The 22,560-nt window shown below is 41.0% G+C and carries 25 protein-coding genes; 1 reads left to right on the top strand and 24 read right to left on the bottom strand.

What is annotated here, in order from left to right; genetic code table 11:
• Nucleotides 1-24 precede the first annotated feature (24 nt).
• The 9 genes from panC to ACQKIC_RS14585 form a co-directional block, all read right to left on the bottom strand.
• Complete coding sequence (gene panC / locus ACQKIC_RS14545; protein WP_427591750.1) at nt 25-870, bottom strand: pantoate--beta-alanine ligase; 846 nt, start codon at nt 868-870, stop codon at nt 25-27.
• Nucleotides 867-1,697, bottom strand: coding sequence for a 3-methyl-2-oxobutanoate hydroxymethyltransferase (gene panB / locus ACQKIC_RS14550; protein WP_427591789.1), 831 nt, complete (start codon nt 1,695-1,697; stop codon nt 867-869). The genes panC and panB overlap by 4 nt, the downstream gene beginning before the upstream one ends.
• A gap of 359 nt (nt 1,698-2,056) precedes the next feature.
• A complete protein-coding gene (locus ACQKIC_RS14555; RefSeq protein ID WP_427591749.1) occupies nt 2,057-3,037 on the bottom strand; it encodes a biotin--[acetyl-CoA-carboxylase] ligase in 981 nt (326 codons plus the stop codon).
• Nucleotides 3,022-4,215: a CCA tRNA nucleotidyltransferase gene (locus tag ACQKIC_RS14560; RefSeq protein ID WP_427591748.1), complete on the bottom strand. Its 1,194-nt coding sequence runs from the start codon at nt 4,213-4,215 to the stop codon at nt 3,022-3,024. The genes ACQKIC_RS14555 and ACQKIC_RS14560 overlap by 16 nt, the downstream gene beginning before the upstream one ends.
• 16 nt (nt 4,216-4,231) lie before the next feature.
• Nucleotides 4,232-5,371 carry an N-acetyl-alpha-D-glucosaminyl L-malate synthase BshA gene (gene bshA / locus ACQKIC_RS14565; RefSeq protein WP_402956712.1) on the bottom strand — a complete coding sequence of 380 codons (1,140 nt, stop codon included), beginning with the start codon at nt 5,369-5,371 and terminating at the stop codon, nt 4,232-4,234.
• A gap of 4 nt (nt 5,372-5,375) precedes the next feature.
• Nucleotides 5,376-6,089 carry a bacillithiol biosynthesis deacetylase BshB1 gene (gene bshB1 / locus ACQKIC_RS14570; protein WP_407407133.1) on the bottom strand — a complete coding sequence of 238 codons (714 nt, stop codon included), beginning with the start codon at nt 6,087-6,089 and terminating at the stop codon, nt 5,376-5,378.
• On the bottom strand, nt 6,073-6,498 hold the full coding sequence (locus ACQKIC_RS14575) for a methylglyoxal synthase (protein WP_402869137.1): 426 nt from the start codon (nt 6,496-6,498) through the stop codon (nt 6,073-6,075). Before ACQKIC_RS14575 ends, bshB1 begins: the two co-directional genes overlap by 17 nt.
• 18 nt (nt 6,499-6,516) lie before the next feature.
• On the bottom strand, nt 6,517-7,317 hold the full coding sequence (gene dapB / locus ACQKIC_RS14580; protein ID WP_402869139.1) for a 4-hydroxy-tetrahydrodipicolinate reductase: 801 nt from the start codon (nt 7,315-7,317) through the stop codon (nt 6,517-6,519).
• A complete protein-coding gene (locus ACQKIC_RS14585) occupies nt 7,310-7,663 on the bottom strand; it encodes a nucleotide pyrophosphohydrolase (RefSeq protein ID WP_402956708.1) in 354 nt (117 codons plus the stop codon). The genes dapB and ACQKIC_RS14585 overlap by 8 nt, the downstream gene beginning before the upstream one ends.
• A gap of 170 nt (nt 7,664-7,833) precedes the next feature.
• Between ACQKIC_RS14585 and ACQKIC_RS14590 the strand changes: the two genes are divergently transcribed.
• Entirely contained in the window at nt 7,834-8,706 is an 873-nt protein-coding gene (locus tag ACQKIC_RS14590) for a YitT family protein (protein WP_402869141.1), read from the top strand.
• A 93-nt stretch (nt 8,707-8,799) separates the two neighbouring features.
• On the opposite strand, the gene ACQKIC_RS14595 is transcribed toward ACQKIC_RS14590, so the two are convergent.
• From ACQKIC_RS14595 to aroC, 15 genes are all read right to left on the bottom strand, one after another.
• A complete protein-coding gene (locus tag ACQKIC_RS14595) occupies nt 8,800-9,474 on the bottom strand; it encodes a zinc metallopeptidase (RefSeq protein ID WP_402956706.1) in 675 nt (224 codons plus the stop codon).
• An 86-nt stretch (nt 9,475-9,560) separates the two neighbouring features.
• Nucleotides 9,561-10,346: a sporulation protein YpjB gene (gene ypjB / locus ACQKIC_RS14600; protein WP_427591747.1), complete on the bottom strand. Its 786-nt coding sequence runs from the start codon at nt 10,344-10,346 to the stop codon at nt 9,561-9,563.
• Between the two features lie 114 nt (nt 10,347-10,460).
• Entirely contained in the window at nt 10,461-11,057 is a 597-nt protein-coding gene (locus ACQKIC_RS14605) for a DUF1405 domain-containing protein (RefSeq protein ID WP_427591746.1), read from the bottom strand.
• A gap of 155 nt (nt 11,058-11,212) precedes the next feature.
• Nucleotides 11,213-11,980 carry a menaquinol-cytochrome c reductase cytochrome b/c subunit gene (locus ACQKIC_RS14610; protein ID WP_402869148.1) on the bottom strand — a complete coding sequence of 256 codons (768 nt, stop codon included), beginning with the start codon at nt 11,978-11,980 and terminating at the stop codon, nt 11,213-11,215.
• A gap of 54 nt (nt 11,981-12,034) precedes the next feature.
• Complete coding sequence (gene qcrB, locus ACQKIC_RS14615) at nt 12,035-12,709, bottom strand: menaquinol-cytochrome c reductase cytochrome b subunit (RefSeq protein WP_034307974.1); 675 nt, start codon at nt 12,707-12,709, stop codon at nt 12,035-12,037.
• Nucleotides 12,710-12,712: 3 nt separating this feature from the next.
• Entirely contained in the window at nt 12,713-13,219 is a 507-nt protein-coding gene (locus tag ACQKIC_RS14620) for a ubiquinol-cytochrome c reductase iron-sulfur subunit (RefSeq protein WP_402869149.1), read from the bottom strand.
• A gap of 169 nt (nt 13,220-13,388) precedes the next feature.
• Nucleotides 13,389-13,841 (bottom strand): YpiF family protein, encoded by a 453-nt coding sequence (locus ACQKIC_RS14625; protein WP_402869151.1) that lies wholly within the window; start codon nt 13,839-13,841, stop codon nt 13,389-13,391.
• 169 nt (nt 13,842-14,010) lie between these two features.
• On the bottom strand, nt 14,011-14,562 hold the full coding sequence (locus tag ACQKIC_RS14630; RefSeq protein WP_402869153.1) for a ReoY family proteolytic degradation factor: 552 nt from the start codon (nt 14,560-14,562) through the stop codon (nt 14,011-14,013).
• A 29-nt stretch (nt 14,563-14,591) separates the two neighbouring features.
• Nucleotides 14,592-15,860: a tetratricopeptide repeat protein gene (locus ACQKIC_RS14635; protein ID WP_427591745.1), complete on the bottom strand. Its 1,269-nt coding sequence runs from the start codon at nt 15,858-15,860 to the stop codon at nt 14,592-14,594.
• Nucleotides 15,861-16,232: 372 nt separating this feature from the next.
• The gene (aroA, locus tag ACQKIC_RS14640; protein ID WP_427591744.1) at nt 16,233-17,519 is read right to left on the bottom strand and encodes a 3-phosphoshikimate 1-carboxyvinyltransferase; all 1,287 of its coding nucleotides are present in this window, start codon (nt 17,517-17,519) and stop codon (nt 16,233-16,235) included.
• 26 nt (nt 17,520-17,545) lie between these two features.
• Nucleotides 17,546-18,649 carry a prephenate dehydrogenase gene (locus ACQKIC_RS14645; RefSeq protein WP_427591743.1) on the bottom strand — a complete coding sequence of 368 codons (1,104 nt, stop codon included), beginning with the start codon at nt 18,647-18,649 and terminating at the stop codon, nt 17,546-17,548.
• Between the two features lie 42 nt (nt 18,650-18,691).
• The gene (gene hisC, locus ACQKIC_RS14650) at nt 18,692-19,804 is read right to left on the bottom strand and encodes a histidinol-phosphate transaminase (RefSeq protein ID WP_427591742.1); all 1,113 of its coding nucleotides are present in this window, start codon (nt 19,802-19,804) and stop codon (nt 18,692-18,694) included.
• A 49-nt stretch (nt 19,805-19,853) separates the two neighbouring features.
• Nucleotides 19,854-20,246: a chorismate mutase gene (aroH, locus tag ACQKIC_RS14655; RefSeq protein ID WP_402869162.1), complete on the bottom strand. Its 393-nt coding sequence runs from the start codon at nt 20,244-20,246 to the stop codon at nt 19,854-19,856.
• A gap of 22 nt (nt 20,247-20,268) precedes the next feature.
• The gene (gene aroB / locus ACQKIC_RS14660) at nt 20,269-21,348 is read right to left on the bottom strand and encodes a 3-dehydroquinate synthase (protein WP_427591741.1); all 1,080 of its coding nucleotides are present in this window, start codon (nt 21,346-21,348) and stop codon (nt 20,269-20,271) included.
• A gap of 2 nt (nt 21,349-21,350) precedes the next feature.
• Nucleotides 21,351-22,523, bottom strand: a complete 1,173-nt coding sequence (aroC, locus tag ACQKIC_RS14665; RefSeq protein WP_402869166.1) for a chorismate synthase — start codon at nt 22,521-22,523, stop codon at nt 21,351-21,353.
• Nucleotides 22,524-22,560: the final 37 nt, after the last annotated feature.

Consider the following 22,560-nt stretch of genomic DNA (forward strand, 5'->3'; position numbering starts at 1 on the left):
TTCCCCCTACTATTCGAATTCGTTTTATAGCGTTACTATAATATTATCAATGAGTCTTGCATGTCTGAACTTAACGGCCACAGCAATGATAATATTTCCATTCAGGACATCAAGTAGCTTCAGTTCCGGATATTGATAAATTTCAACATAGTCAATTTTGCCTTTTGTCCGGGCTTCGATATGCTCCTCGACGAGAGCTATCACCTTTTGAGGGTTTCTTTCCCCAGAAATAATGGCATCTTTCGCCTTCAATAAACTTTGGTACAGTTCTTTTGCTTCATGACGCTCATCCTCAAGCAGGAAGACATTCCGTGAGCTCCTTGCCAAACCATCTTCCTCACGTACTATATCAACGGCCACTAGCTCAATGGGGAAATTGAGGTCCTGTATCAACCCGTCGATTATTGCGACCTGCTGGGCATCCTTCATCCCGAAATACGCCCTATCAGGGAGGATGATATTAAAAAACTTCGTCACGACAGTTGCTACGCCATCAAAATGGCCGGGTCGCTTTCTACCACATAAACAATCGGTGCGGTTTTGAACAACGACTTTGACTGATGGATTTTCACCATACATTTCATCCACGGTCGGATAGAAAAGATAATCGACGCCCGCATTGACTGCCAGATTTTCATCCCGGTCCAAATCACGGGGATAAGACGCAAAATCCTCATTGGGTCCAAACTGCAACGGGTTGACGAAAATACTTAAAACTACGATATCATTCTCTCTGCGGGCATTTTCTATAAGGGAGGCATGCCCTTCGTGTAAGTATCCCATGGTTGCAACATAGCCTACACTTTTTTTATTGTTTCTGTCATGACGGAGTACTTTCTGCAATTCTATTGCTGATGTAAAAGTTTTCATTTTTCTCCTCCGTAAAGCGCATGAAGTTGTTCTTCCTTCATCGTAAAAGAATGATCTCTCGTCGGAAAATCGCTTGATTTTACTTCTTTCACATAACTTTCAATTGAGTTTCCAATTAATTCATTGGCATTTCCATATACCTTGACAAATTTTGCAACCCGTTCAACCCCATACGTAATGAGATCATGGAAAACCAATACTTGTCCATCCGTTTCGGCTCCAGCTCCAATTCCAATCGTCGGGATTGTAAGGTCTTTAGTAATACGCTCTCCCACTTGATAAGGTACACACTCAAAAACAATGGCCAGAGCCCCAGCCGCTTCGCATTTCCTTGCATCTTCCATTAGCTTTTGGGCAGCTTCGGCATCTTTTCCTTGAACCTTATATCCTCCGAGCACGCCTACAGATTGGGGTGTCAATCCTAGGTGTGCGACTACCGGAATTCCTGCCTTCGTCAAAGCAGAAATCTTTTCGACCACATCGTCCGCCCCTTCAACCTTTACAGCATCGGCATGGCCTTCCTGCATAATGCGAGCTGCATTCTTGAGCGTTTCATCCAAAGATAGATGATAGCTCATGAAAGGCATATCCGTTACGACAAATGTATCAGTAGCCCCTCGTTTCACCGCTTTTGTATGGTGAATCATGTCTTCAACAGTCACTGGAATGGTGGAGTCGTAACCTAGAACCACCATACCTAACGAATCCCCGACCAAAATCATATCAACCCCTGATTGCTCGGCTAACTTTGCCGATGGATAATCATAGGCGGTCAGCATGACAATTTTTTCACCTTTTTGTTTCATTTTCAAAAAATCACCGGACATCAACTTCATTACGTTTCCTCCTTTATTAGAGGAGATGAAAACATCAGTGTTTTAAAAACTGGTGTCTAGACATTCGCTGTACAAAAAAGACCGACTAAATAGAGTCCCTAGTTCGTGATGATAAAAATGGCCAAACAGATGGCCTTTATCATCAACGTTCAAAGTACTTTCCTTTTAGTCGATCTCTTTGGTATCTTTAGAAGTTTCATCCCTCCGTCCCCGTCCAATCATTTGGATCAAGGCAGATTTTCAAATATTTTTGTGTTATTGGGGTGCAGTTCTATCACGATACTGCCCACTTGAATTATATCAAGCCACATTCGATTATTCTATTTATTTTTCTTATATTCTACAAAAATCTACTGAATTTCTATATCTGCAGAATAAATAGAATGGATGGTCCCTTGATCATCTTCGAGAAGAAGAACGCCAGCATCCGTGATTCCAAGTGCCTTGCCCACAATTGTATCATTAACGGTACTTGCTTTAAGAATTTGCCCTAAACTGATTGCATAACTCTCCCACAGGAGCTTAATTGGCATGAAACCTTCTTGTAAATAAAGTGTATACAGATCTTCTAGACGAAGCAGGACTCTTTGGATGACCTTGGCCCTTGAAATCTTCACTCCACTTTCTATTGAAAGAGAAGAAGCTTTCTCCTGAAGGTCCTCTGGAAAGTCTTCTTTTTGTTGGTTGATATTCATTCCGATCCCGATGATGACGGAATGTATCCTATCCGACTCAGCCTGCATTTCCGTTAAGATTCCCGTAACTTTTTTACGATTAATAAGTAGGTCATTTGGCCATTTGATCTGAGGTTGAAGTTCTGTAACATCCTCGATTGCCTGTGCTACAGCAACTGCAGCCAACAAGGTTAACTGCGGCGCCTGATGAAGAGGGATTTTTGGACGTAAGATCAGACTCATCCAAATTCCGCTGAATTTTGGAGAATGCCAAGATCTCATGAGCCTTCCTTTTCCTGAAACTTGTTCCTCGGCTATCACAAGGGTGCCTTCCTCCGCCCCTTCGTTAGCCAGCTGGTGGGCAATTTTTTGTGTCGATTCAACGGATTCCTGATAATGGATCATCTTTCCAAGGGCTTTCGTCTCCAGCCCGAATTGAATTTCACTTTTCGATACTTTTTCTGGAGCCGATACAATGCGGTACCCTTTCTTCCGGACTGCTTCAACCATATATCCTTCACCGCGCAAATCCTCTATATGTTTCCAAACGGCGGTACGGGAACAGCCAATATACTCAGCAATTTCCTGTCCTGAAATAAATGTTCCATTCGCTTTAGAGAGGGCTTGCATCAGTTTAGTCCTTAAATCAGATTGCATGTCATAAGCCACTCCTTAATTTCAGCTTTTTCATTTTTTATTTCCGAATTCAATACAGCTGCCAAAATCAGTTCCAAGTATTTTCTAACCCAAGGACCCGGTTTTTCTTTATGCCATGACAATAAGTCCTCTCCAGTGACATCAAGGTCAGACATACTCTTTAGAAGAAGGTTTTCGTACATGATAGACATGGAATTTTCTGCGTCCAATACATTTCTGCCTTCGAGAATTGCCTTAACTTTGGCTGCCTGAACGGATTCGAAATGACCTGCCTGGAATACATCAAAAGTGGAATCTTCAAATCCAGGTTCCTTTTCAACTAATTGTATAATACGTTGGATATTCCTGATCGATTTTAAAGGAAGCTTCCATGCTCTCAAAACTTTCTCAATATCCTCCATATCTGCCTGGATGAGGACGACCGCCCATAACTCAGGCACTGTCAATTGATGAATGGGGAGAAGCAATACCTTTTCCAATTTTTCCTTTTGACCAGCAAATTGGGGAAGAAACTGATATAATCCACTATCCAGTAAAAGACTTAGTGCCTTTATCCGATTGTCGCCGGCTAATAGCTTTTCAAATTCTACAAGAATTCTTTCAACGGCAATCTCCCGTAAAATAGGCCCGTTCTCCTTTAAGGATTGGAATGTTTCTTCATCAAGTTGAAAATTCAGCTGACTGACGAACCTCAATGCTCGCATCATCCTAAGACCATCTTCGGCAAAACGATCATGTGGGTTACCAACAGTCGTTATCTTTTTTTGAAAAAGGTCAAGTTGGCCCTTGTATGGGTCGAAGATGACCCCGGATTTGTCCATAGCGATTGCATTTATCGTAAAATCTCTTCTTTGTAGATCCTCAGTCAAAGAACGGACGAATTTTACTGAATCAGGCCTACGATAATCCGTGTATCCACTCTCTGTTCGAAAAGTAGTAATTTCATATGTCCCTGACTCCAGTATCACTAATACAGTTCCATGTTCGATTCCCACATCCGCCGTTTTTGGGAATATCCCTTTAACTTCCAAAGGTGTAGCGGAGGTTGCGATATCCACGTCATTAATGGGCCTGCCGAGAATATAGTCCCTGACCGATCCACCAACAAAATAAGCTTCGAACCCCGCTTCTTCAATTCTTTCAAGAATGGGTACCGCTTCTATAAATAACCGATCCAACTATGTCTCCTCCTCACTACTCCAATGAATTGGTCCCAAGCACCTGCATATAGATTTCTTCATATTCTTTCATGATCGTATCTGAGTGGAACTCAGTATTGGCACGATCCAAAGCAGCTTTTGAGAACTGTTCATGTAAGGTGGGATCACTTAATAGTTTGATCGCTTTTTGAGAGATCATTTCGACGTCTCCTAATTCACATATGTAACCCGTTTCTCCGTCAACAATGACTTCAGGTATCCCGCCGACATTCGTTCCGATGCAAGGAACTCCACAAGCCATCGCTTCTAACAGTACAAGCCCAAAGCTTTCTTTTTGGGACAACAATAAAATTAAATCACTGATTGAATATAATTCTGCCAGGTTATCCTGCTTGCCCAAGAATAGAACCTTATCGCTGATGCCCAGATCTTCCGCCAACTTCAATACAGTAGTCACTTCAGGTCCATCCCCGACAAGTAAAAGCTTGGCTGGCACCTTTTTTTGCGTTAAATAGAAGGCACGGACCACATCTTGTACCCGTTTAACCGTCCGGAAATTAGAAACGTGGATGATGACTTTTTCATTCTTCTCAAATCCGTATTCGTCCCGTAAATATCCTGAGTCGGTTTTATGATAATCGCGTTCATCAATAAAGTTATAAATGGTTTGAATTTCCTTATCCGGAGCAATCAACTCATGTGTTTGCTTGACGAGTGAATGAGAGACGCCTGTGACGACATCCGAATTTTCTATACCGAATTTGATTAAATTAGATAATGATGGGTCATGACCCAATACCGTGATGTCCGTTCCATGAAGCGTTGTGACGATTTTCACTTTATTACCTGACATCTGCTTAGCCAGAATTGCACAAACCGCGTGAGGTATCGCATAATGAACATGTAAAATATCAAGTTCTTCCCGTTTAACAACCTCGGCTATCTTGCTTGCAAGTGCCAAATCATAAGGAGGATATTGAAAAACGGAATACGAATTCACTTCCACTTGATGATAATAAATATTATGGTACATCTTATTTAACCGAAACGGGAGACTTGAAGAAATAAAATGAATTTCATGCCCCTTTTCCGCAAACATTTTGCCCAACTCGGTAGCCACGACACCTGACCCACCTACAGTCGGGTAGCAGGTAATTCCGATTTTTAATTTCATATGATTAATTTTCCCCTAACAAATCGATTTCGACCAAAAATGGTTTTTTTGACATGAACCCTTCCGCATAATCTACACCCACTTCTTTACCGAACATCCGCTCACGTGCTTCGACTGTTTCGATATAACCGTTAACAAGCGGAGTATCCACTGTGGTATCCTTCTGCTCAAACTGACTTTCGTAAGCTCTAAGGCTGTCAAGTTTCTTTGATATCGTAGAGGAAATGTCAATGACAAAATCAGGCTTATGAAAACCATTTATCATGTAATAATACATATTTTTGACACGGTGTGCTTCCAATCCAGCATTCTCCATATATTTTCTCACACCAGCAGAAAAAACTGCTTCTTCAACTAACTTTGCACAGTTTCCATGGTCAGGATGGCGATCTTCAAGAAAAGGTGCAAAGACAAGTTTGGGCTTATACTGTCGGATAACCGCTATTACTTTCTGTATGTATTCTTCTTTCATATAAAGCCCACGGTCAGGAAGGTCTAGGGAGATTCTATCGACCCCGAGGATTTCCGCCGCCTTTGATGCTTCCTTAATCCTTAATGGGACAGTCCCATTGGATGACATTTCAGCCTTGGTCAAATCACAAATAACAATTTTTTTACCTTGCTGTGCATATTTAGCTATCGTGCCCCCCATCCCGATTTCTACATCGTCTGCGTGGGCCCCGAATGCCAGGATATCTATATTATTTTTGTTTGTCATTTATCTCACCTTGTTTTTCTCTAAGTTTGAGCCAGTCCATATATCCATGTTTAAGTCCTTGAATAAGGACCTCCGCTGTTCCCATATTCGTTGCCAGCGGGATTTCATAGACATCAGATAGGCGGATAAGTGCTGATACATCCGGTTCATGGGGTTGGGAAGTTAAAGGATCACGAAAGAATAGCACCATATCCATTTCCCCTCTAGCTATCATCGCCCCGATTTCTTGGTCTCCTCCAAGTGGTCCAGAATGGAAACGATGGATTGGCAAAGATACTTCATCTATAATCCTTTGCCCCGTTGTACCAGTCGCAAATAGTTCATGTTGTTGAAACACATCTTTATAGGCCATTACGAATTGAATGATATCTTCCTTTTTCTTATCATGAGCAATTAAAGCAATCTTCATCATACGCCTCCTTAATCCCTACTCGATAATATTTTCCAAGCCATAAACAAGTACATCGAGTTTCATGACTGTTTCCACAGCAAGCTTTACTCCTGTCATGAATGATGCACGGTTAAATGAATCATGGCGTACCGTCAAGAGTTCCCCATCGCTCCCGAATAGTACCTGTTGATGGGCAACAAGTCCTGGAAGGCGTACACTGTGGATATGCATGCCATCGATCTTGGCTCCTCGAGCCCCTTGAATCGTCTCTTTCTCGTTTGGATGCCCTTGTTCTTTTGTTTCGCGGACTGCCGCTATCATATCTGCCGTTTTTGAGGCAGTTCCGGAAGGTGCATCCAATTTTTGATCATGATGCATTTCAATAATTTCAACATCCGGAAAGTATTTGGCTGCCATTTGTGAAAACTTCATCATCAAGATTGCGCCAATCGCAAAATTGGGTGCGATGATACACCCAATGCCTTTTTCCTTAGTCAAAGAATCCAGTTTCTCTAAATCCGATTTAGAAAAACCTGTCGTACCTACAACAGGGCGAATACCATGGTTCAAGGCTGTTTCTGTATGGTACATCCCAACTTCCGGTGTTGTTAAATCAATCAATACATCTGCTTCCACCTTGGAAAAGCATTCATTAATATCTGAATACACTGGTGCTTCAATGCCATTGAACCCCTCGATAGTAGATAAGTTCTCTCCATTAAACTTACGATCTATAACAGCGGCTAATTGAAATCCATCTGTGCGATGTACCAATTTCACCGCTTCATTTCCCATTCTGCCACGCGGCCCCGCAACAATCACTCTCACTTCACTCATCCTTCATTCCCCCTACGTTCTCATCTTTTTTTGTCCATCTGTCTTTATCCCGGGTTGTAAATTTATGCATGACCATATCATGCGATTTTTGTAGATCAATGCCAAGGGAATTAGCAAAACAGATCATTACGAACAACATATCCCCCAATTCCTCTTCAACTGTATTTTCTTTTTCAGTCAATTTTTTAGGTTTTTCGCCATAGTAATGATTGACTTCTCTTGCAAGTTCACCGAGCTCCTCTGACATGCGTGCAAGCATGGCCAATGGGCTAAAATATCCTTCTTTAAATTGTCCTATGTATTGATCGACCTCAGCTTGCATTTGTTGAATCGTTTTCTGTTCCATTTTGTCACCCATTCTTGATATTCGATTACAAATATTTATTTCTACTCCATGTTAGCTAAAAGTGCAAGAGATGACAACCGATACGCCCACCGTAATTAATTGCTCACAAATGGTTAATTGGTTATAATAAGTAAATTACTTGAATACATATGTTTTGGGGGTCTCTAGACATGCTAAACGGTTTAAAAGTGAAAAACATCCTGTTCATCCTAATTGGAGCTGGAATTTTTGCATTCGGCCTTGTCCATTTCAATATGCAAAATAACTTGGCAGAAGGCGGGTTCACTGGTCTTACCTTGATTATATATCAACTCATTGGTTTAAATCCGTCATATTCCAATTTGATATTAAATATTCCCCTTTTCTTCGTTGGTTGGAAATACTTGGGCCGAACTTCTTTTTTTTATACAATCGTTGGCACTGTCGGTTTATCGGCTTGGCTTTGGATTTTTGAAAGGTATCAGTTTGAAATAAATCTTGGCCAAGATTTAATGCTGGTTGCCTTGTTTGCAGGGGTCTTTGTCGGTGTTGGCCTGGGCATCATATTCCGGTATGGCGGAACGACGGGCGGAGTTGATATTATTGCCCAATTTGCTCATCGTTATTTAGGGATGGGGATGGGGCGTACCATGTTTATATTCGATGCGGTCGTCATTGGTCTTTCCATTTTAACTTATTTGGATTATCGAGAAGCGATGTATACCCTCGTAGCCGTATTCATAGGGGCGCGCGTCATCGACTTTATGCAAGAAGGTGCCTACGCTGCAAGAGGAGCCATGATTATCAGTGAGAAAAATGAAGAAATTGCTGAAAGGATCATGCATGACATGGATCGGGGGGTAACCGTCTTGAAAGGCTATGGTTCATTCACAAAAAACAATCGTGAAATTCTATATTGTGTCGTTGCCAAAAATGAACTTGTCCGATTAAAAAGTGCTATAACGTCAGTCGACCCCCATGCTTTTGTGTCTGTCAGTGAAGTACATGACGTTCTAGGAGAAGGTTTTACGTTAGATGAAAACAAAAATCCAATAATACGATAACGCTTTCGGATGATCCTTGAAATATCCCTGTAGTTCGTACGTGAATGTAGAGATTGAAAAAGGCATGATTTCAATATGAAATCATGCCTTTTCTTAATCTTCTTCCCTCATACCTGTGTACATAAGCAGAAGGCGAACTAATTCGAGTACAGCTACAAGAGCAGCAGCTACATAGGTCATCGCGGCAGCACTTAACACTTTTTTCGTTTCTCTCTCTTCATCATTTCGGATGACTCCAACGGAAACAAGTTGATCCATTGCCCGTGAGGAAGCATTAAACTCAACTGGCAGAGTGACTACCTGAAATAATACAGCTGCAGCCATGAATACGATACCCGCTAATAATAAAGCTGGTATGTTCGCAAACATACCGACTAAAATTAAAATCCAGGAAATATTCGAACCAAAGTTTGCGACTGGGACTAACGCATGACGAATCCGCAAGAATGCATAAGCTTCCTTATCTTGTATCGCATGTCCAACTTCATGGGCTGCAACAGCTACACCAGCAACTGAATGTCCATGATAGTTATCTGTGGATAAGCGTACTGTCTTATCTCTTGGATCGTAATGATCGGATAGCATGCCTGGTGTTTCTTCGACTCTTACATTGTAGAGACCATTTTGGTCGAGAATGGCCCTAGCAGTCTCTGCACCATTCATACCTGATGAAGCAGGCACTTGAGAGTACTTTTTATACGTACTCTTCACTTTCATTTGTGCATAAATCGGGATTAAGATGATAATCGCCAAATAAATGAAATACATGGTTTCCTCCTAAGAACTATAATTACTTTTATTCTATGGATACGGGACGGTCATGTCAAATATAGTGTTCTTCAGGGTAGCGCCTTTCAATCATTACGTTCCTTGGTTGGCTTTTCACGATCTCCCTTATATTTTCTCCAACCTACATAGGATAGCGTCATAATTATTATACTGCCCGTTGAAATGATCACCCACCATAAGGAGGGGTCTGAATCGTCTTCTCCCATTTCCTCAAAGACAGCCGTCAATTCATCCTGCAGGTCTTCCATTTCTTTTTGATTTCCACCTTTCCTAATCACTTCAGGACGATATTGATCCATATACTGAATTCGGGTATCCAACTGTTGAATTGTTTCCCTGGAAACGTCCACTTTTAAACTGGGATAAATCATTTCATATTGCGAGAGGAATAAGTTCAATTGATCATTAAAAGTGATGGCATCTTGATTGGTTGCCGCGTCTTTCGTTTGTCTAAAAGAATTCATCATTTGATCTTCCATTTCAGTCCAGAGGGGTTGATGCGTAGACTTAACTGCATCCATTACAAGTCTAAACTTAGTGACGGAATTAATCTTTTCGGAATCTCCCTTACTACTATCCTTTATCGTCATCAATGCTTCATTATGAGCAACGGTAATGATTCGAAGTTCGTCCATATCAAGAATTTGCTCTATTGCAGTCTTTTTTATAAACTGATCAGAAAAAAATGTCAGCATCTTTTCTGAATCATCATATCGCTTCAACTTGGCCATTTCGAGAGCTTTATCCGAAATGTTGTCCAACTTCTCCAAATTTGAAGAGGATTGTGCATAAACAGGGAAATTCAAGACGGAAAATAAAAGGGCAGTGGTTAAGATGAATTTTTTCAACATGATACTCGTCCCTCCTCATATCTCTACTAAAACGATATGAGCAAAAAAACATGAGTAGACCATGTTCATGATAAAAAAATAACCTTGCCCATTTAATTATGAACAAGGTCATTTTTACTTTATGAAAGAAAGCGTAAATCTCCCTTTTCTGTATCCGAAATACCAAGCAACGAAAATGGACAATATACTGAGCCAAAACGTGAAATAACCGATCATATCCATATACTCAAATAAATCACGATAGCTGGGCATCATCTTAAAAACGTAATCGATTATATCATTATGTATGGTCCAGATTCCGGCCACAATTAAATGCCAAGGTTTTATTCTGTAAAATGGTGCGTATAATATCCCCTGAATTGCCATCCCTAAATGGGATGCCATTAACATATAGCCTTCTATTGGCAATGTGCCGGTCGTCAATAAAGTGAGTACGTTCATCACAACGGCCCAAATACCATATTTGAATAAAGTCATGATTGCCAAGGCTTCCATGAAACCAAAGTTTTTCTTGAGTAGAAATCCTACTAATACAAGTGAAAAAAACAAAGAAGCCGTTGGGCTATCAGGTACAAATGGTAAAAAGATAGCAGGTGTTTCAGCTAATTGATAACCATACCAATAATATCCATATGCCGTTCCGAATACATTCACTATTAACAAAAAAACAAGTACTTGCCGATGCGCAAACCAACTATAAATCACATTCATCCACTTTTCCCTCGCATTCTCTATATATTCATATTACAGATTCTATCCTCCAAATCCAAGTTTTTCTTTTAAATTGCCATTCAATAAAAATGACTGACAACGGAGTTGTCAGCCATTTTATTCAACAGTAGCGAAATAATGCTACCTGAATTCATTTATTTTGCTGATAAACCAGAAACGAATTCAGCTAATGTCTTCAATTCTTCATCAGAACCTTTGAACATACCAGCTGGCATCGCCCCTTGACCTTTGACAGCAATTTTAGAAACTTCTTCTGGAGTTAAACCGGTGTCAATCAAGCTAGGTGCTCCTGCCCCACCTGTCAATTCTGCTCCATGACAGCTTATACATCCGCTTGAATCCATAAGCTTATAACCATCGCTATCTTTATCGATGTCAGCACCTTCTACGATGGCCCCCTGCTTTTTAGAAGCTTCCCAATCGTGATGGGCCGCCGATTCCCATGTTAAATAAAACACTCCAGCAATAGCTAATAACATAAACCCTACAGCAAATGGGCGTTTAGCTGGACTACGCTCAGGACCGCGATCTAAAAACGGTGCCAGAAGCAATGCTCCAAAAGCTAAACCTGGTATAACCATGGCTCCAATTGCATTGTACGGACCTGAAGCATAGGTATACTTAAGTAATTGGTAAAGGAATAGAAAATACCAGTCAGGCAGCGGAATGTACGCTGTATCTGTCGGATCGGCTATCCTTTCCAATGGGGACGGATGTGCAACTGTCAAGCATAAATAGCCAACTAAAAATACTGCTCCGACCATCCATTCCTTTAAAAGGAAATTCGGCCAAAATGCTTCAGTTTTCCCAGGATATTCAGAATAATCTTTCGGAATATTCGGTTTACGGTTCGCAGAAATACGCGAGTCGCCTACGAATTTCATACCTTTCCCACGATGCATTGAATGATCCCCTCCTTTATGAAAAGGTTTTTATGATTCTTGTTCCATATTCTTTTATAGTGGACCTGAAATACCTTGCTTACGAATCATTAAGAAATGAGCCGCCAATAATGCAAATAATGCCGCAGGAAGGAAGAATACATGAATCGCGAAGAATCGAGTCAATGTCTGTGCACCAACGATTGTTGGGTCTCCTGCTATCAATGTCTTAAGTGCCGGTCCCATTAAAGGTACCGATTCGACAATGGTCAGTGTAACTTTTGTTGCAAATAGCGCTTTCATATCCCATGGTAATAAGTATCCTGTTAAACCCAATGCCAGCATAATAAAGAAGATTAATACGCCAACCATCCAGTTCAATTCGCGCGGTTTTTTGTAAGCTCCCTGGAAGAAGACACGAAGAGTATGTAAGAACATCATAACGATAACTAGACTTGCTCCCCAGTGATGCATGCCACGGACAATTTGACCGAAGGCCACTTCGTTTTGTAAATAATAAACCGATTCCCAAGCATTCTTGATATCGGGTACATAATACATCGTCAAGAACATACCTGACAAAATTTGAATGACCGTGATAAAGAAAGTTAACCCACCAAAACAATATACGAATGCAGAAAAATGATGCGCAGGGTTAACATGTTCCGGAACCTCATGGTCAGCAATATCCCGCCATAACGGCGTAATGTCTAAACGCTCGTCCACCCAGTCATATAACTTTGTTAGCAATGTTTACGCCTCCCCGTGCGGTTTTAGTTGACCTAAATAAAGAATTCCGTCTTTTTCTTTCGTGTCAAAGACATCCAAAGGTGAAATCGGTGGTGTCCCTTTCACGTTCATGCCATCTTTCGTGTACCTGCCATAATGACAAGGACAGAAGAACTGGTTTGGATTAGATTTATCCGTATTCCACGCTACCGTACAACCTAAATGCTTACAAATTGGAGATAGTGCAACTAACTTCCCATCATCCGTTTTATAAACCCAAGCTGTGTTTGTTTCTTCAGACTCATACCACCCGTCGACCTGCTTAAAGCTAAAATCAACTCGGACTGGTTCTGTAGTCAGTTCGCTTACCTTCTGCTTAGTTGCAATGTAATCCCCGCCTTTATCAGCTGATAGTACTGGATCAATTGCAAACCTAACCATAGGCATCAACATACCGGCCGCCATAAATCCACCAACGCCAGTAAGTGTGTAATTAAGGAATTGACGTCGTGAAACATTATGTTTGCTCATGCGTTTTCCCCCCCTCTATTACTATATTGAGAGCCCATTGGACCACTAAATAGCAACACTATAAAACTAGGACATTTCCATGATATATCAATAATTTCCCAAGGTCAATATTTGTAAAACCCAAAAGGTGGCAACTATGTGTCAAAAAATGAAAAAAACCCTTATTTTATTAGCTTTTCCAGTAATGAGTAAATATGTCTAGAATTTGATTGACTTGTTGGCTAATCATAGCCCTAGCTTGGGCATTTTCTAAATTTTCAAGCGGGATGGCAGGAATCCAAACCAAATGATGCTCCAATTCCAATTCATTCTTTTTCCACTCGATATCCGATGTAAGGAAAAATACATGCTTAAAGTTGTTTGCTTCCAGTTTTTCAGACCAACGCTTTAGAATGGAAAGCTTGTCCTCCTCATCACTTAGGTAGTGAAATGTTGGCATTAAAAGCATTCTGCCCTTCATTTGCTTTTCGATTTCCATACTCAAAATAGTAATGAATTCGTTATTCGAACCGGACTGTTTCATTTGTTCTCCAAAAGAGAGGGGAACCAATGGTATTAGTGCCGTATCCACAAACTCTTTTGCATGGATATACATATCCAATTCTTTTGCTGACCACTTCATATTCTTTACTCCACTCCCACTTTATCGAATCAACTCCTTTTCATTGTACCATTTATCGTAATATCTTTACCATATACCCCTAGTATTCATAAAAATGTAGTTTTTAACCATATTTTTTAAAAAAATAAAAATAAAAAACCTTTCCTGCTTCAGGAAAGGTCTTTGCAATTTATCCCAGTACTTTTAGTTGATTGAGTTGTTCCGTTAAATCCTTAAAAGCTTGTTCATCATGTTTATCCAACGCTTCATCGATTGCCTTGAGTATTCGGTCTCTCTCGAAATGAAGCATACTCTTCTCTAAAAACTGCTCAGCAAGTAGCTGATCTTTTTCATTAGCGGCTGTTGATTTTGGCATGAACGGGTTATTTTCCAATACTGCGGCGTATTGATAAGACGAATAAGCTGATTTAAAATTTAGCTGGATATAGATATCCTCATCCCGATTCAATCGAATATCATGAAAAGATTTCTCTGCATCGGTTGTCATGATATTTGATTTATAAAATCTGAAAGGCACTTCCTCCACACAATGGGTAGACATGATAAGACCACGGGGACAATATTGTGCATTCTCTACAAAATGGACCTTTTTCATTAATTGGTCGTGACTCATTAGATAATTTAAAATCCAAACACATTCTCTTCTTTTAAGTTGATAATGATTTAAAAACCACCGAATAAAATCCTTTTTCTCATTTACAGAAACAGGGGTAGCCACCATGAATTCCCTCCTCTGTCTTACTATTTTTTTTATAGCCCTGAACTTTCACCTAAACGTTCCAAAATCATCGCATATTCATCATTTGCCGGATTTATTACGAGCAGCTTGTTAAATACTTCTCTAGCAGTATCGCTGTCTCCTTCTTCAATTAAAAAGAAACCGTAATCCTCCAGAAAATCCGGATTGTCTCTGAAAGAATTATATGCTTTACCATAGCTGGTTAATGACTCTTTATATTGCTCTGTTTTTTGATAACATACAGCAGCTATCCATTCAAACTGTGGATCATCCTCGCCATATCTCCTTACCTCACCAATGCATTCTAAAATATCTTCATACCTTTCATTATGCATATAGAGCTTCAGTAGGGTAAGGGCAGCTTCTAAGTAGCCGGGATCGATTGCCAAAGCCTCTTTGAATAGGTTTTCCGCTTCATCCTCCAAACCGCTTTTCAAGGCGATTTTACCACCGAAGAAATATAGTTCCTTATTGAACTCATCTGCCTTGATGCCTTCCTTGACTGTTTTCAAAGCCTTATCAAGATCCTCTAGATGTTCATAGCTTTTTGCTAAGTATAGGTAGAGGGAATGGTACTCATGGTCTATTTCCTTCAGTTCGATAAACTTGCGCACGGCAGTTTCATATAGACCAGCTTGGAAGGCAGTAAAGGCGTATTCAAATAGCGTATTGATTTCGACGCTACCATCTAAGGCCTTCTCGAAATAAGGAAGGGCCTCCTCGAATTTCCCCGAACTGCTCAACGCTTCCGCAAGACGCTGATTGACGTTCACCCCTGCAATTTCATGTTCCCGTTCTAATACCTTTATGTAATTTGCAATGGCATCCTGGTCTCTTCCTTGATGATAAAATAGTTCAGCTAGTGCAAAATCAATGATGATCTCATCCGGCAATAATTCCTTAGCCTGCAACAATTTCCTTTCACTGACCTCGCTCATCCCCTGTAATTGATAAAGGTCTGCTTCTAGTAATAGGGCACTTGGATAGACCTCATCTTCCGGGCTGACTTTTTCAAGCATCAGCATGGCTTCATCTTCTTGATCCATATCGATAAGGATTTCTGCTAAAGAAACAATCAACTCGCCCTCGTCTGGATACAGTGCCAGTAGATGCTCAAAAAGATCCTTAGCTTCCTCGACAAACCCAAGTTGGAACATTTCCTCAGCCAACAATAAGATGTCCTCTGCCGACTCTGATGATTTAATTCGATTTATATGTTTAAGAGCTTCTGTTAATTCCCCTTTTTTTAAATACTGAATAACTTGTTCTACTATATTCATAGCTGCTTCCTTCCTTTTGCATAAACTTAGTCTCTAGACAAACAACATCACGCAAAACGTCAACTTTCCTATCATAAAAAGGATGAAACGAATCGTGAAGATGTTTAGTAAAAACAGTAATATTTAGTTTACCATACTGCAGCCCGGTAATTCCATTGATGTAGTTCCCCCCATTCTTCATAAAAAAAGGTTACTATCTAATTCTCCATGGAAAGGAGAATCTCCTTTTTGATTAATCGGACCTTTATCATCAGTCTCCACCGTTATATTTCATAAAACGTTATTTTGACAACGCTTACAAAGGGATAGGAGCAAAAAACAAAAAAATAAAAAAAGTTTGCAGCACCAAAATATCTGCAAACTTTTTTCAATTCACTTAATCAAGTATGTTAAATGGTCAAAAAATTCCGGATACGAAACATCAATGGCTCCTGGGTCTTCCAGTTGAACATCCCCATTAGTAATTAATGCCGCTATTGCAAGCATCATTCCAATGCGGTGATCTCCATGGCTCGTGACCGTCCCTCCCTGAAGGGATTTACGCCCACTAATAATCAATCCATCTGCAGTCGGCGTTATATCCGCTCCCAGGATTTTAAGCTCATTGGCCACCGTGTCTATCCGGTTCGTCTCTTTTACCTTTAACTCACTAGCATCCTTGATTGTGGTAATACCTTCCGCTTGAGTGGCTAGGAGAGCAATGACCGGAATCTCGTCAATTAAACGAGGAATCAAATCACCACTGATCGTCGTCCCTTTTAATTGGGAACTCCGTACAGTAACGTCTCCTGCGGGTTCACCTTCTCCAGAATGTAAATCGACCGTTATATCCGCTCCCATTGCCTTCATCACTTCAATAATGCCTGTTCTTGTGGGATTAAGGCCTACGTTTTTCAAAACAACTTCACTATTTTTTGTAATCGCTGCAGCTACCATAAAGAATGCAGCCGAAGAAATATCGCCAGGCACATGTATTGTAGTTCCTTTGAACAACTGATTGCCACTTACTTTAATCGTTTGACCGTCTTTTTCAATTTTTCCACCAAATTGTTGGATCATCCGTTCAGTATGGTCTCGTGTCGCTTCCGGCTCCACGATGATCGTTTCTCCTTCAGCTTGTAGCCCCGCAAGGATAATGGCAGATTTGACCTGGGCACTAGCTACAGGCAATTGATAGCGAACCCCTTGTAATTGCCCTCCCCTTATGGAAAGGGGAGTGTATTCGCCGTCTTTACGTCCGTCTATGAGCGCTCCCATCTCACGGAGGGGATTCACCACTCTTATCATCGGCCGTTTAGCGATGGAGGAATCACCAGCGAGGACTGCAGAAAAGTCTTGTCCAGCCAAGATACCTAGCATCAATCGAATCGTAGTTCCAGAATTTCCGACATCCAGGACTTCACGAGGCTCAGTCAACCCATTGAATCCTTTCCCCTCTATACGGACTAGCTGACCCTCTTGTTCTATGCTCACGCCAAGCTGCTTGAAACAGGAGATTGTACTTAAGCAATCCGCACCAGGTAAAAAATTAGTAACCTCCGTAACCCCTTCAGCTAGCGCTCCAAACATAATAGATCGATGGGAGATAGACTTATCCCCCGGTACAGCGATCGTTCCACGCAAAGATTGAATGTTCGTTGGCAACCTTTTTGTCTTCATACAACCATCCTTCACCATGTATTATTTTATGCCAGAATCGTTTCATAATCAGTATGCCTCGCCACACAATCAGCAGCTTTAATACGGTCTTCCTCTGTCTGGAAGCTGATTACTAGTACGCCATATATTTCTTCCCTTGTTTCGATGATTCGTATATTCGTTATACTGATTCCTTCCTGTGCCAAATAACCAGTAATCTCTGAAATGACCCCTGAGTAATCTGGTATATCAACATATAAATCATAAAACGCCGGAATGGCACCTTTCATATTGCTCGGTAAGTCATCCCTATATACCTTGGCATCAGTAAAGAAACGAAAAATTTCTTCGCTATCTTCATTGGCTACAAGTTCTTTGATATATTCCATTTCCCTTAACCAATCATTCATCAACACTAATAGCACTTCACGGTTATGTAATAAAATATCACGCCACATTTCGGGATTACTGGAAGCTATTCTAGTAATATCACGAAAGCCTCCTGCAGCAAGCCTTGAAATCAGCTCATTCTCCTGACTGTATGCTTCCGCCTGTCTGACAAGGCCTGAGGCGATGATATGTGGAAAATGACTGATCACTCCTGTAATTCTGTCGTGGGTATCAGGTGAGACTACCAAAAAATTAGCTCTTGTGCCACTTAACCATTGTTTTAACTGCTCTATTCTTTCTTCCTCGACATGTTCCTCTGGAGTAAGTAAATAGAACGCGTGCTCAAATAAGTGCAATTTGGCTGCCCCCGCTCCACTCTTGTGGGAACCAGCCATTGGATGGCCCCCTATGAAGGTGTAACCTCTATTGATCAAGCTGCTGGCCGCATTCACAACGGTTGTTTTCGTACTTGCAGCATCCGATATGATGACATCCCTTTTTAAGTCCAGATGAGCTAATTCCGCTAAAGTCCGGACCGTTTCATTGACGGGGACCGCCATTAAGATTAAATCGGCACCACAGGCGCCAGCTTCAAGAGAAGATACGGAATCATCAATGATTCCTAATAAGGTGGCTAGTTGTAAATTCTTTTCGTTTAAATCATAACCAACAATTACAGCGTCAGGATGAGCATGGCGGATAGCCATGGCCAACGATCCACCAATTAGTCCGAGGCCAATTACGAAAACCTTTCCTTTCACTCTTCTCTCCCCCGCTCCTTTAGTCCTCTAACCTAGATGAAATTAATGTATTGAATTAGAAGGCAAACTTACTTCAGTCAAGAATGATTTAATAGCACGGATCATTCCTTCATTTTCCTCCGTCGACCCAATCGTCACACGGACGCTATTTGGGAAACCGAATGACTTACCTGATCTTGCGATATATCCCCGCTCCAATAAAAACTGAAATACTGCATCAGCGTCATGATTGAAATGAATGAAAATAAAATTACCCTGAGATGGATAATATGAGAGATTTTCCGATTCACAAAACTCATAATACTGTTGTAGACCTTTTTGGTTTTCCGTCCTACATTTTTCTATGAAGGCCTGGTCCTCTAATGCCACGACGGCAATCTTTTGTCCGAATGTATTCACATTGAATGGTTCACGCGATGGATCAAGCTTCTGGATAATGTCTTCATCAGCCAATCCGTATCCAACTCTAAAGCTGGCAAGACCGTATATTTTTGAAAATGTTCGAAGTATGATCAGATTCTTATATTTATTGATCCATTGATTGGTTCTCGGATAATCCTCAGCCACTGCATATTCACTATAGGCTTCATCTAAAACAACAAGTACATCTTCCGGAACCTTTTCAAGGAATGCAATTAAATCAGGTTCGGGAATGTATTTCCCTGTCGGATTATTAGGTGTACAGATCCAAACAACAGATGTGTTTTCATCAATAGCATTAAGCATACCTTCTAGGTCATGAGCTCCGTCAATGTGCGGCACTTCTCTAATTTCCGCCCCTTCAAGGGTGGCATTATGTCGATACTGTGAAAAAGTCCCCGTAGCCATAACGGTGTTTTTTCCCGCTCCAAGCAAACTCCTTGATATTATTTGAATATTCTCATCTGATCCATTCCCAAAAATAAGTTGTGTCTCTTTAACACCTGTATGTATAGCAACGGCCTCTCTAAGCGAGGTTGCATATCCGTCAGGGTAAATAGCGAAAGAATGGCTTGCATTTTTTATGCTATCTTTAACTTTTTCGGAACACCCAAACGGATTTTCATTTGAAGCAAGTTTCACTATTTTTTCAAGACCATACATTTTCTTCACTTCATCGGTTGATTTTCCCGGTTGATAAGATTTCAAGGAAAGGACCGCTTCATTCCATTTCATATCATTCACCCCTATTTTTACTACTTTAAAGCAACAAAGTGTACAAATATTATACCATATCTTTTTTCTTGAATTCTAATTTTTTAGTTAAATCCGGCCTCAAAACAGTGGCACCCGCTTGATATACATGCTCAATATCTCTCTGCGATTTCGTCGTCTCTACATGAAGCATCACTCTTATACAGGAAGGCAAAGAATTTATCACAGGAATTTCTTGCATACAAGTGACCGGTACATATGTCCACCCTTCAAATTTCCTGAGGGCTTTGGCAGGGAAGACGGAGCGTATATCATCCGTTGCAGAAAAAAATACGGAGGCAACCATTTCAGGTTCAATATCGTTTTTTCGAATAATTTCTTCCAACAGTAGTTCAACAGCAGAAATCACTTCTGATTCTGTGTCATTTTCTACGGTTGTTGCGCCCCTTATTCCTCTAATCACACACGATTCCCCCATTCTTCAATCACATTAAATCAGTCATTTCTTCTAACAGTAGCGAATCTTCCAGATCCATTAACACAGGAGAACCCAATTGTTTTAGCAAGACAAATGTGGCACCGCCATGGACGGACTTTTTATCAGTTTTCATCAAATGGAGCAATACTTCTTTTTCAAGCTGCTGAGGTATAGTTGTTTGATAACCTAAAGAGGAAACCCATTGTATGAACTCGTTAAGGTTAAAATCCAGATCCTGTTTCTTCTGACTTAATTTCAGGGCGTAGACCATTCCTATTAAAATGGATTCGCCATGAGTAAAGTTACCATATCCCATAGAGCCTTCAATAGCATGACCAAGTGTATGACCAAAATTTAAATAGGCACGGATACCCGTTTCTTTTTCGTCCTTTTCTACGATGGATGCTTTTATGCTTATCCCTTTTGTAATCATGATTAGAAATTGTTCATCCGTTACATTGGTGAGATCCACAATATTCAACCTTAACCATCGGTAAAAGTCTTCATCAGCAATCAAGGAATGCTTAATTACTTCGGCAAAACCCGAACGTAACTCTTGTAATGGAAGCGTATGTAAAAATTCAAGGTCATAAAAGACCGCTTCAGGCTGGTGAAAGGCACCAACCATATTTTTTCCTAGTGGATGGTTGATGGCAACCTTGCCACCAACAGCACTATCATGCGCAAGTAAAGTCGTCGGGATCTGGATAAACGGGATTCCCCTCATAAAAGTGGCCGCAACAAATCCAGCTAGGTCGCCGACTGCACCACCGCCAAGAGCAATAATCATTGACTTCCGATTAAGTCGTTGGGATAAGGCGTAGCTTTGGCACTCGTAAAATACGTCAAATGTCTTAGCATGCTCCCCTTCCGGAACAACATGGTGCAACACCGGTTTTCCCGTCTTAATTAAAGCGCTTTTGACTGTTTGTAAATGCAATTCTGCTACTTCTTCATCCGTAATGATTAAAATCTTGCTTACATGACTATATTCATTGGAAATGAAATCGGATAATTCATGAATCGCATTCTTGCCTATTACAACCGGGTATTGCTTGGAAGCCGTTTTAATTTGTATGGATTCCATCGTTAAAACTCCTTTACTTCTTCCCGATAAGAATTTATGTATTCTTCCAATCGATCAAAGCGGTCTGAAGGAAATTGTTCCACGATTGCCGTCGCAAGTTCCCAGGCCACTACTGCCTCGGCAACCACGGCTGCAGCTGGCACAGCACAGCTATCAGAGCGCTCCACACTTGCTTCAAATACTTCCTTAGTATCGATATCAACGCTTTTCAACGGTTTATATAATGTCGGAATTGGCTTCATGACACCACGTACAACAATCGGCATACCAGTCGTCATCCCGCCTTCAAAACCACCCAGGCGATTCGTTTTCCGATAGTAGCCCTTATCCTTGTCCCAAGCTATCTCATCATGAACATCACTACCGAATCGATGAGCCGCTTCGAATCCTATACCTATCTCGACACCTTTAAAAGCGTTAATGCTCATAATTGCCGCTGCAAGCTTAGCATCGAGTTTACGGTCATAATGAACATAGCTTCCAACGCCCACTGGCATTCCTTCAACAATGACTTCCACAACGCCGCCGATTGAATCTCCCTTTTGTTTAGCATCATCAATGGCATCCTTCATTTGTTGCTCGACATTCTTATCAAAACATCTGACTGAAGATTCTTCCGTCACATGCTGTAACTGCTGAATCGACTCATATTGAGGAGGATCAGCCTTTATACCACCGATTTCAAGTACATGTGATGCCACTTCAATTCCTAACAAAGCCAGTAATTTTTTAGCTACTGCACCTGCTGCCACACGCACGGTCGTTTCGCGGGCCGATGAGCGCTCCAAAACGTTCCGTAAATCACGATGACCGTATTTAATGCCACCATTCAAGTCTGCATGACCTGGACGTGGACGCGTAATTTTGCGTTTGATCTCTTCAGCTTCTTCCTCTGATAGACCTTCACTTCCCATGATCTTGGTCCAATGCTTCCAATCGTCATTCTCGACTACCAATGCGATCGGTGATCCCAACGTGTAACCATGTCTGATTCCAGAAGATATGAAGGCTTGATCCTTTTCAATCTGCATTCTTCTTCCTCGGCCATGCCCTTTTTGCCGGCGACCCAAATCTTTGTTAATATCCTCATTTGTAATTGGCATACCCGCTGGTAAACCTTCAATAATAGTAGTTAGCTGCGGACCATGTGATTCTCCCGCTGTTAAATATCTCATTTTCCTGCCCCCTTTTAGCACTTTAAAGGATTTATGT

This window comes from Peribacillus sp. NPDC046944 (genome assembly GCF_050272735.1).
Taxonomy (GTDB): Bacteria; Bacillota; Bacilli; order Bacillales; family DSM-1321; genus Peribacillus.

Excerpts from the sequence above, each read along its gene's own strand:
- panC (WP_427591750.1), bottom strand. The coding sequence starts at position 870 with ATGAAAACTTTTACATCAGCAATAGAATTGCAGAAAGTACTCCGTCAT.
- panB (WP_427591789.1), bottom strand. The coding sequence starts at position 1,697 with ATGTCCGGTGATTTTTTGAAAATGAAACAAAAAGGTGAAAAAATTGTC.
- ACQKIC_RS14555 (WP_427591749.1), bottom strand. The coding sequence starts at position 3,037 with ATGCAATCTGATTTAAGGACTAAACTGATGCAAGCCCTCTCTAAAGCG.
- bshA (WP_402956712.1), bottom strand. The coding sequence starts at position 5,371 with ATGAAATTAAAAATCGGAATTACCTGCTACCCGACTGTAGGTGGGTCA.
- bshB1 (WP_407407133.1), bottom strand. The coding sequence starts at position 6,089 with ATGACAAACAAAAATAATATAGATATCCTGGCATTCGGGGCCCACGCA.
- ACQKIC_RS14575 (WP_402869137.1), bottom strand. The coding sequence starts at position 6,498 with ATGAAGATTGCTTTAATTGCTCATGATAAGAAAAAGGAAGATATCATT.
- dapB (WP_402869139.1), bottom strand. The coding sequence starts at position 7,317 with ATGAGTGAAGTGAGAGTGATTGTTGCGGGGCCGCGTGGCAGAATGGGA.
- ACQKIC_RS14585 (WP_402956708.1), bottom strand. The coding sequence starts at position 7,663 with ATGGAACAGAAAACGATTCAACAAATGCAAGCTGAGGTCGATCAATAC.
- ACQKIC_RS14590 (WP_402869141.1), top strand. The coding sequence starts at position 7,834 with ATGCTAAACGGTTTAAAAGTGAAAAACATCCTGTTCATCCTAATTGGA.
- ACQKIC_RS14595 (WP_402956706.1), bottom strand. The coding sequence starts at position 9,474 with ATGTATTTCATTTATTTGGCGATTATCATCTTAATCCCGATTTATGCA.
- ypjB (WP_427591747.1), bottom strand. The coding sequence starts at position 10,346 with ATGTTGAAAAAATTCATCTTAACCACTGCCCTTTTATTTTCCGTCTTG.
- ACQKIC_RS14605 (WP_427591746.1), bottom strand. The coding sequence starts at position 11,057 with ATGAATGTGATTTATAGTTGGTTTGCGCATCGGCAAGTACTTGTTTTT.
- ACQKIC_RS14610 (WP_402869148.1), bottom strand. The coding sequence starts at position 11,980 with ATGCATCGTGGGAAAGGTATGAAATTCGTAGGCGACTCGCGTATTTCT.
- ACQKIC_RS14620 (WP_402869149.1), bottom strand. The coding sequence starts at position 13,219 with ATGAGCAAACATAATGTTTCACGACGTCAATTCCTTAATTACACACTT.
- ACQKIC_RS14625 (WP_402869151.1), bottom strand. The coding sequence starts at position 13,841 with ATGAAGTGGTCAGCAAAAGAATTGGATATGTATATCCATGCAAAAGAG.
- ACQKIC_RS14630 (WP_402869153.1), bottom strand. The coding sequence starts at position 14,562 with ATGGTGGCTACCCCTGTTTCTGTAAATGAGAAAAAGGATTTTATTCGG.
- ACQKIC_RS14635 (WP_427591745.1), bottom strand. The coding sequence starts at position 15,860 with ATGAATATAGTAGAACAAGTTATTCAGTATTTAAAAAAAGGGGAATTA.
- aroA (WP_427591744.1), bottom strand. The coding sequence starts at position 17,519 with ATGAAGACAAAAAGGTTGCCAACGAACATTCAATCTTTGCGTGGAACG.
- hisC (WP_427591742.1), bottom strand. The coding sequence starts at position 19,804 with ATGAAATGGAATGAAGCGGTCCTTTCCTTGAAATCTTATCAACCGGGA.
- aroB (WP_427591741.1), bottom strand. The coding sequence starts at position 21,348 with ATGGAATCCATACAAATTAAAACGGCTTCCAAGCAATACCCGGTTGTA.
- aroC (WP_402869166.1), bottom strand. The coding sequence starts at position 22,523 with ATGAGATATTTAACAGCGGGAGAATCACATGGTCCGCAGCTAACTACT.